The following is an 8,702-nucleotide window of genomic DNA, read 5'->3' as shown; positions in this document are numbered from 1 at the left end:
GTTCATATACAGTTCTCGTTTGATCATGATTGGAGCGCCTCCTTTCTATCGTTGACCTCAGTATATCCCATTTACAACTGAAAATCAACTGATATAATCTAATTTTATCAGTTTTAACTTATAAATTTAGTCGTATGTTGGCGCAAACACTGTACACAGCTTTTCAATTTCTCTCAAAGAAGCCCCCGAATGCACTCACTTTCCAGTTCAACGATGTCGCCTATCGGTATCCTTAAGCCATCAGCCAGAATCAATACCTGATCCGCCTCATGGATTCTTTTCAGCCTCCCGGTTGATACGATATACCGGCCGCCGTCTTTCTTCTCGTCAGGCTGGAACCAGGTCGCCGTGATTTCCGGCCGCTCTTTGATCCGCTCCAATAGCAGTTGCTGTTTTAAGTCCAAGGCTGCCCTTGCGTCCTCATCCAACTCCATGCGCTGGTCAGTCAGCCGGGCCGTTTCCGCAAGGGCGGCGCTGTGGCCGGACAGGGCCGCGAAGGGCGCAAACTGAGCCGCACGATCTGAGAGCGGCATCCTCGGGTGCTTGGCTGAGGTAGGGTGCGGCAGGTTGATGATATCATCATATGGTCCGGTCATGCTTTGTGGCCTCCGATTTGGGTGTTTCTCTCCTTGGCTGTGGCGCCGTCCTCCAGATTCAGCCCTTTGAGGATGGCGTTCTTGCCAAAACGCTTTTTGATGCCCAGCATGGTTTCCTGGAGTTTTCTCTCCCGTGCGTGGGCGGCGTCAGCCTCTTTTTTCTGCTTTTCCTTTGCAGAGTAGTCGGTAAACAGGTCGATCTGCTCCGGCAGATCCTCCGGCACAGAAGACTCGTCCAGCAGGTGATTGGCACAGAGGGTCAGCCGGCGGGCCAGCAGGGTTTTATCTACAATCCGGTCATACAGGCTGGTGGCTGCCTTGAGCAGCTCCTCGCCGGAGGAGGTATATCCGTCCAGATTGACTGTACCATGAGCATGCTTGGGAATTTTGCGCCCATAACGGTCTGTGGTGACCTCTCCGGTGTAGGCTGTACCCTTGAGGTTTTCGATGTCATAGCCGACCGTGAGAACCAATTGGTTGGTCGCAAGCCGTTTATCTACCAATTCCAGCGCCAGTGCATCGGCCATCTCCTGGATGACCAGCCTTGCCTTTTCAAATGGGTATGGGTACTGCAGGATCTGCCCGGAGACGATGCTCTTGTTTTCTGGTTTGTATGCCTTAATGTCCGCAATGGTGCAGGGTTCCCAGCCCCAGGCATGGTCGATGAGCAGTTCCGCATTGACACCAAACAGTTTATAGAGCAGTTCCTCGTTGTGGTAGTCCGTGGATTTGCCGATGGAGCACCGGGCAATATCTCCCATGGTGTACAGGCCGTGTGCCTCCAGCTTGGCGGCATAGCCTTTTCCAACCCTCCAGAAGTCGGTGAGCGGACGGTGGGTCCAGAAGGAGCGGCGATAGCCCATCTCATCCAGTTCTGCGATGCGGACGCCGTATTCATCGGCGGGGACATGCTTCGCGCCAATGTCCATGGCGACCTTGGCCAGATACAGATTCGTCCCAATGCCCGCAGCAGCAGTGATACCGGTCGTCTGCAGAATGTCGAGGATGATTTTCCGGGCAAATTCACGGGCCGACAGATGGTAGGTCTGCAGGTAGCTGGTGGCGTCGATGAACACCTCATCGATGCTGTATGGGTAGATGTCCTCCGGCGCCACATGCTTGAGGTAAACGCTGTAGACGCGGGTGCTCCAGTCAATATAGTGGGCCATCCGGGGTGGAGCCACGATATAGTCGAGGGCCAGGGAAGGATTTCGCCGTACCTCCGGGTCGTGAGAGGAAGCGCCGGTGAACTGCCGGCCAGGGGTATTCCGCTGCCGTTGGTTATTGACCTCCTTGACCCGTTGGATCACCTCAAACAACCTGGCCCGGCCGGAAATGCCATAAGCCTTCAGGGAAGGTGTGACCGCCAGACAGATGGTCTTTTCAGTGCGGCTCAGGTCCGCCACCACGAGGTTGGTGTCCAGTGGATTCAGCCCACGCTCGATGCACTCCACACTTGCGTAAAACGATTTTAGATCACAGCAAATGTAGGTTCGCTCCTTCATGCTTCGGTCACCCCTTCCTCTTTATCTTCCAACACATTTTCAAAGTCATTATAGCACATTTGTTCTGGTCGTTCTATTGTGAAAAAACACCATCTTGTACCCATTGGAAAACCAGCACAGAATGCTGTGATTCCTAAAGCGATATGCCTCCATCTTTCTGCCGCAACTGTAAAAGAGAGCCGCCAGTCTGGAAACCGGCGGCTCTCTTTTGTCAGTCATTCTTTCTCTCTGCTTGTTCCTCCAAGGCAAGGAAATGGTCGAAGTCGCTTTCAAACATGCGATCCTGCACAATCCGGTATTTTTCAAACTCGCTCTCTGCGAAGGCTTTGGCGATCTCATGCGTCACCCGGCCGGTGTCGTGGAGGATCTCATGCTCATTGAATTCCAGGAAGCGATTCAGCCGCTGTGACCAGTCCTGCATGGTCATAGGGATATGGCGGCCTGCCTGGTATTCCGCATAGTCCAGGTACATGGTCACAATGCGTTCCAGCGCCTGCAGTTCCTCTCTGGAAAGATAGTTTTTAGCAATGGACACATCATACTTCTGTATTTTTCCGTTTGGATACTGCTCCCAGGAAGTTAAGCCCATGTGAGGTTTTTCAGCGTTGGCTCGCTCCACGATCAACTCCGCCGCAGTATGACGGTGGATCGCCCAGTGGAGTTTGTTCTGTACCTCGGAAAAAAACAGGCGTGTGGTTTTGGCTGATTTATCATAATCCAGAGCCGTGGCGTAGATGTCGGTGATCTTTTGGTAGAACTTGCGTTCAGACATCCGAATCTCCCGGATCTGCTCCAGAAGGTGGTCGAAGTATTCCTTGGTAAGTACACTACCCCCGTTTTTCAACCGGTCACTGTCCATGGCCCAGCCCTGAATAGTGTAGTCCTTAACGATGGTATTGGCCCACTTGCGGAACTGGACCGCCCGGTCATTGTTGACCTTGAATCCAACCGCAATGATCATCTGCAGATTGTAGTGCTTCACCTGGCGGCTAACCTGACGGGAGCCCTCAGTTTGAACTATCCGGAAATTCCGGATAGTTGCCTCATCTGTCAGCTCACCATCCTCATAGATCTTCTGGATGTGCTCATTGATTGTCCGAACATCCACATCATAGAGGGCCGACATCATCTTCTGGGTCAGCCAGATATTCTCATCCTCATAGCGCATTTCCATGCTCTCTGTACTGTCACCGGTAGCGGCCACAAAGGTCAGGTATTCCGCTGCGCTGGATCGGATCGCCTGTTCTTGTTTATCGTTCCGCACTGCGACGCCTTCTTTCTTCTGTATCAATTCCATATTGGGCCAGCAGTTTCCGAGCTTCGGCTTCTCCCTCCGGTGTGATGAGGGCGGGATAGGTTCGCCCGGCAGCGTTGATCAGCCCTTCCTCTGAAAGTTTGTCCAGCAGGTCGTGGTCATAGCCCTTCCAGCATCGGCGGACAAGGGGATACTTTTCCAGTTCCTTCTTCTTGACCGCCCGCATTTCCGGTGTATCCCGTTCCTCCCAGGAGGTCAGGTACATCAGCATGAGGGTCAATTCCCGAATGGTTTTCTTCTGTTTTTCCGGCATTAGCCTGTCCTCCAATCTTTTTGACTTACTACCATCATATCACAGGACGGGCTGTTCGTCTATTCCACAATCATTCCGGGATATACATCGGGCCACTCCGTATGCGTCATTACTCCGCTGCTGGGAGCGCAGTGGGCGAGAACGCAGTCCGCTGTCCAGTTGACCCATTCCGAGTTCACCAGAGCCTTTTGGTATTCCTCAGTCCAGCCACGGACTGTATTATGGACTTATTACATCATCATTCCTGTACATATTTCTTCGCCTGTTTCATCTTCCGCACCCATCATTCCTATAAAAGAGGACTCCATATACTCGTCATAAGCCCGTGCGTATCTCTCGTACTTCTCACCGCCGGTTTCTTTCAGAACGGTTTCATCAAATGTCCATAAAGGGTAGGAGCAGAACCCACTTTCTTTGTAGAGCCCAGTATCTTTAGCAAATCCACGATTGAGCAGCTGCGGCGCAAAGGGACAGTTGTTTATATCGACATATGCACTGTTTTTCAAGCCAATAAATTCTCCAAAAGATTTTGTAAGAATAGCGAACTGTTCTTTCTCATCTGCTCCTTGGATAGGCATATCAAGAACAATCGCAAGGCCAGGCAGTTCTTTGCCCATAAAATCATAAACCGTGTACAATTCCACCCTCGGCTCCAATATAACGGGCGTCTCAAAATAATCTTTAATTTCAAATGTCATTTTTTCCTCCTGATAACAAAATATCACCTATGCTCTACCATATATGTAAAATCGCTTTTTCCCCTTTGTGTAGCCTATCTCTTTGCTCTTTTGGCGTCTTCCAATCCGTTCAGAATAAAAGACCAGGGAATGCTGGTTACCCACTCCCTGATCCATTGCGATTAAAAACCCAGTTCAGATATCTTTTCCCACTGGAGGATGTATTTCTGATCTATGATTCGATTCTCATGGTAATGGCCGAAAAACCAGTAAGCGAATTTACACCGCTGGCTGACCATTTCAAGAAAGTCCGTCAGTTCATCCGTTCCATAGGATGGATTGATCTTCTGCACCACACCGCTGGGAGCGCAGTGGGTGAGAACACAGTCTACCGTCCAGTTGACCCGTTCCAAGTTTGCCAGGGCTTCTTGATATTCTGCTTGGCTGGGCATTTCTTCGGCCCACCAGCTTACCCCCTTGACCCGAAACATGGACCGCATCCGACGCATCAGCCAATACCGGTGTTCGAAGTCCGGATCGGCTGGATCGAGAATTCCATCCTGAATATCATGGGAGGCCGCACCGCCCATTGTGAACCAGGTGAGGCCGCCGAAGTCGAAGACCTGTCCCCGCATAAGGTGCAGGATATGCTCCCGCACCACATGGACCCGTCCGCCATTCCATTCTTTTTCTGGTAGAGTGTTCAGCAAGTCAAAATTCTCATGGTTCCCATCCACGAACAGGGTGGTGAAGGGCTTCTTGTTCAGCCAGTCCAACCAATATTGATCTTTCTGGCTTCCATCCCACAGTCCTCCAAAATCACCCGCGATGACCACATAGTCCTCCCAGATCATCTCCTTCTGCTGTGGGAAGTATTTGCTCCCAAAGCGTTGGAAGTCGCCGTGAGTATCACCCGTAATATAAATTGCCATTCCATCGCACCTCGATTTACAGGGTCATTTGCTGCTGCCCTGGCAGTGGGGAGCTAATTTCTGCATCGGTTGCCGTGCGGACACCAAGACCGTTTCTGGTTTTCGTTGTCACCAGCAGGCCATCTTGAACAAGCTGCTCCATCAGTTCGCCCACGAAGCGGTTGGCAAGATTATGCTTGCCTTCTTTATCACAGAGCCTGTGTACAGAGAACTTTTGAGCGACATTTAAAGCAACCGGGCCTGTGATATACAGGTTTTTCCGTTTTGTCCGGCACCGTTCCAGAATTTCATGTGTGATCTCCTCGCGCTTGGTCTCCAACTGTGCCAGATATTCCTCATCGGTAATATCCCAATACCTCTCGTAGCAGTCGAAGCCATAGCAGCAGAACGATTTCGCATCCTTCAGTAGTTCTTGGATGGCTGGGATCTCGTCCATCTCTATAATACCACTAAAGTTCATCGGATGCAGGTATAACTCCTGCCAGCCTTTCGTAACGGTATCAGATGTGCTGTCCCCACCGGGCTGTAGATCCCAGCCCACACTCTGGAACAGGCTGCGGCTTTCTTCATGAAATTTGGCGGCGTCAGTCTCAGCCGGCCAGCCGGAATCGAACTGATAGCGGCTGCGAATCCGGAAGTAAACTTTTCGGTACTCCACTCTTGCTTCACCTCGTTTTCCTATTCCAAGTGCTTTTTCAAACAATACCACAAGTAAGGCGGCAACATCTATTCACCAATACCAACAGAATAAATGTTCATAAATTGACCTATTCTACCGATATCCTTCCGCCAGACCGACGCTGACCCCAAGCGCCCAGTCAATCTGTTTCATCTCGGAGGTGTCTAATGCTCCAACGCGCTCTCTGAGCCTGGACTTATCAATAGTGCGAAGTTGCTCCAAAAGGATAACGGAACCACAGCTCAATCCATTCGCTTGCCTATTCAAACAAACATGTGTAGGCAGCCGCGGTTTTCCCATCTTGCTGGTGATGGGGGCTGCGATCACTGTGGGGCTGTGGCGGTTGCCCACATTGTTCTGCAGAATGAGTACCGGACGGATACCACCTTGCTCAGACCCGATGACTGGCCGCAGGTCAGCATAGTAAATGTCACCACGGCTGATTTCCTGTCTGCAATATGTTTTCACAGAATACACCTCCTCAGCATATTGGGCTTAATATCACAAAAATAGGGACCGCCTCCGCATCTCCCGCATCTGGTTGGAATGGCTGCTCATACGGCATGTTCCGGTCAGTAAACGGGTTTTGGACAGAAGCGATCCCCATAGCTTCTGATATTAAGACTTCACATTTGTGTTGTCTTCTGCTGCGCTCGTATTCGACACTACTTCCCCAAGCGCAAAAGCCTGCGCCACTGGCGCTGGCTCCGTAGGGCGACCATCTGAACCGCGGCTGGCTTCACCGCGTCATGGGACTCTCACCCCCGGCAGGATCTCTGTCGGCCGCCCTCATTGCTTGATCCCCATTTCGGTGGGGGCTGTGACTGGACGGAAGTATCATTATCCCTGGCGGAGTCATTGCGATACAGCTTGCCACAGGCTGTTTTTTGGACGGATGGACCCGCTTGGCACCTTATTTGGCCGTCGTTGATAGAGGGGAAATCTGGCAGGCTGTCATAACCGAACAAAAATGTATAGGTGACTTCGTTTGCAGCCTGTACCAGAACCTCTACAGGTGGTTTTCGCGCATCCTCCAGCGTCGCTTGCCCCTGTCCAGCAGGGGCCCCGTCAGGAAAGTATTCAGACAATCGGATATTCGGTTTTCAAGGAACAAGTGAGAAGCATTTCCTTCTCGCTTGTATAGGGGAAGATGTCGGCATTTTAATAACCCTCCAATTTCAATTTTCTAAAAGTTTTTTCAAAGACTTGAGAATACGGACTTTCCGTTTATGCACTGCAGGCTGTGAAACGCCAATCTCTCTTGCATAGTCAAGTTCACTTTGTCCCTTAAAAAACAACCCCTGTACCAATGCCTGATCCGCAGCAGGCAACGCTGAGATCGCTTGGTACAGGGCCTCTTTCTTTATTTGTTCAAGGATGATGTGTTCCGGAGTGTTGATGGCGTCAATAAACTCCCGGAAATTTTCATAGGCGCCATCCTGACTTCCGATCATCCCACTCGTCTGGATCTCATGGTCAAAAAAGCTCTGATCGTTGTCCTTGATATTCCACCGTGTTCTGCAGTAAGTACGATAGACCTCCTCTGTCACTATGACTTCCTCATATTCCTGAGTGCAGGTGTTAAAAACAATAAGGGTAAACTTCCCGTTGGATTCCATGTGCCTTTCCTCCAAATTTCAAGATTTTGATGGCGAATCAAAATCTTGAAATCAGGGGTACTTGGCGATATAAGCCTCCCAGCCCATGCCGGCCCTCCCAGTGCCGGGCAGAAAAATAGCCGGGGACGCATTTCTGCATCCCCGGCCGATCCCCGCCGCCATATTGCGGCAGGAATACAGAGGGCCGGGACACTTTACAGCGTCCCGGCCCTTGTCAGCTGGTCCTATTCATTTTTGTGCATACCTGCCACTGTACTGAGTATAGCAGAGGCAAAGTCGGAAGGGAGTAGGGATTTCGTCGGTTTTTTATCGGGAATCAGTCGGGATAAAGTCGGGGCATCTCCAATTCTTCCTGAAGTTCCGGCACAGCATAACCAAAAAGGCAGAGGGACAATAAGAAGATCGCCTCGCGCTTCCGGTCATAGAATACGCTTCGCTCCATATTCAGCTCATCCAGCAGATCCCTTTCTGTGCTGTTGAAACGGTGGATAAATTGTTTGGTCAGGATCTCATAGTAAAGTTCACCCCGGTCAGGGTATCGTTTCAAGCGGAGAAGGGCACGGTCGATTACATCCACCAGCATTCGGTTTTCTATCACACAGCAGACCCGTTCCTCAAACTCCTGCAGGTCCATATCCGGGGCGAAGCTCTGCAGATAGATAAGCCCGGTATCAGCGTCCTGAGCGCCCAGCTCCCAGGCATACTCATGCAGTTCCTCCACCCGCTCACTGAGGACCCACACCACATCCCGGTAGATTTTCAAAATCAGCTTTACCCGGTGATAGGCCAGCTGGCTGTCAAATCCAAGGGTCGCCATCTGCCTTTTACATTTCTGCAAAGTGGAACTTTCTTTTCTCATGCCATTCTCCTCCTCCCATGTTCGCTAAACTGCGAACAAAATGCATATAACAAAGCCTGTGAACATTGGTGCGGCTGCGCCCCTCTCTCAGGAGGGGGGCTTGCCGTACCAAACTTATATGAGATTGCGTGTTTCCAACCGAATACGCATGGCCTGCTTGGAGACTTGGAAGATCTGAGCCATTTCCGCAACCAGCTGCTCATTGCTTCTGCCTGCACGCAAACGGTAAAAACTTCTTTAGATTTGAGGCAGGGGCATGAGGAGAGC

Annotated in this window: 10 protein-coding genes and 1 pseudogene; all 11 read right to left on the bottom strand. The window is 51.0% G+C overall.

Annotated elements, in window-relative coordinates; translation table 11 throughout:
* Positions 1–173 precede the first annotated feature (173 nt).
* Positions 174–596, bottom strand: a complete 423-nt coding sequence (locus Q0Y09_RS11450) for a hypothetical protein (protein ID WP_006873636.1) — start codon at positions 594–596, stop codon at positions 174–176.
* Entirely contained in the window at positions 593–2,101 is a 1,509-nt protein-coding gene (locus Q0Y09_RS11445; protein ID WP_006873637.1) for a DNA methylase, read from the bottom strand. Before Q0Y09_RS11445 ends, Q0Y09_RS11450 begins: the two co-directional genes overlap by 4 nt.
* A gap of 211 nt (positions 2,102–2,312) precedes the next feature.
* Positions 2,313–3,365: a virulence RhuM family protein gene (locus Q0Y09_RS11440; RefSeq protein ID WP_006873638.1), complete on the bottom strand. Its 1,053-nt coding sequence runs from the start codon at positions 3,363–3,365 to the stop codon at positions 2,313–2,315.
* Entirely contained in the window at positions 3,352–3,669 is a 318-nt protein-coding gene (locus tag Q0Y09_RS11435; protein WP_195446649.1) for a DUF6429 family protein, read from the bottom strand. The genes Q0Y09_RS11440 and Q0Y09_RS11435 overlap by 14 nt, the downstream gene beginning before the upstream one ends.
* A gap of 230 nt (positions 3,670–3,899) precedes the next feature.
* Positions 3,900–4,367 (bottom strand): DUF4313 domain-containing protein, encoded by a 468-nt coding sequence (locus Q0Y09_RS11430; RefSeq protein WP_006873640.1) that lies wholly within the window; start codon positions 4,365–4,367, stop codon positions 3,900–3,902.
* 161 nt (positions 4,368–4,528) lie between these two features.
* Positions 4,529–5,278, bottom strand: a complete 750-nt coding sequence (locus Q0Y09_RS11425) for a metallophosphoesterase (RefSeq protein ID WP_007487960.1) — start codon at positions 5,276–5,278, stop codon at positions 4,529–4,531.
* Between the two features lie 16 nt (positions 5,279–5,294).
* Positions 5,295–5,987, bottom strand: coding sequence for a hypothetical protein (locus Q0Y09_RS11420; RefSeq protein ID WP_050810461.1), 693 nt, complete (start codon positions 5,985–5,987; stop codon positions 5,295–5,297).
* A 63-nt stretch (positions 5,988–6,050) separates the two neighbouring features.
* Positions 6,051–6,425, bottom strand: coding sequence for a type II toxin-antitoxin system PemK/MazF family toxin (locus Q0Y09_RS11415; RefSeq protein WP_021630225.1), 375 nt, complete (start codon positions 6,423–6,425; stop codon positions 6,051–6,053).
* Between the two features lie 710 nt (positions 6,426–7,135).
* Complete coding sequence (locus tag Q0Y09_RS11410; RefSeq protein ID WP_009259955.1) at positions 7,136–7,576, bottom strand: sigma-70 family RNA polymerase sigma factor; 441 nt, start codon at positions 7,574–7,576, stop codon at positions 7,136–7,138.
* 316 nt (positions 7,577–7,892) lie between these two features.
* On the bottom strand, positions 7,893–8,435 hold the full coding sequence (locus Q0Y09_RS11405) for a hypothetical protein (RefSeq protein WP_297721691.1): 543 nt from the start codon (positions 8,433–8,435) through the stop codon (positions 7,893–7,895).
* Between the two features lie 114 nt (positions 8,436–8,549).
* A pseudogene (locus Q0Y09_RS13285) lies at positions 8,550–8,702 on the bottom strand (ImmA/IrrE family metallo-endopeptidase); the annotation flags it as partial.

The sequence above is a fragment of the Intestinimonas sp. genome (genome assembly GCF_026169115.1).
Lineage (GTDB): Bacteria > Bacillota > Clostridia > Oscillospirales > Oscillospiraceae > Intestinimonas.
Note: the sequence above shows the minus strand (reverse complement) of the source record. Positions and strands in the feature narration are given on the sequence as shown.